This is a genomic window from Pseudomonas sp. 32_A (assembly GCF_017490905.1).
Classification (GTDB): Bacteria; Pseudomonadota; Gammaproteobacteria; order Pseudomonadales; family Pseudomonadaceae; genus Aquipseudomonas; species Aquipseudomonas inefficax.
The window spans coordinates 1-237 of sequence record NZ_JAFGYI010000518.1 but is presented as its reverse complement, the minus strand read 5'-3'; the positions used below and the strand labels follow the sequence as shown (position 1 = coordinate 237).

The window sequence follows — 237 nt, the reverse complement described above, 5'->3', positions numbered from 1 at the left end:
CGCTGATCAGCACCGCACCCCAGTGGCCGACCACATGCTCCAGCACGGCAGCCATCGACGGGTTCTGCAGCTTGGCCAGTTCCGGTTGGGTCATGATGCCCAGCGACAGTACGTTGACCAGCACCAGCAACGCCAGCACCCCCAGGAAACCGATCACCGTAGCCTTGCCCACATCCGACCGGCGCTCGGCACGCCCGGAATACACACTGGCGCCTTCGATGCCGATGAACACGAACA

The 237-nt window shown here is 63.7% G+C and carries 1 protein-coding gene; it reads right to left on the bottom strand.

Translation table 11 applies throughout. From position 1 onward, the window contains the following. Positions 1-237 (bottom strand): amino acid permease (locus J5M58_RS27655; RefSeq protein WP_207880720.1); only part of this gene is annotated, 237 nt, incomplete at both ends.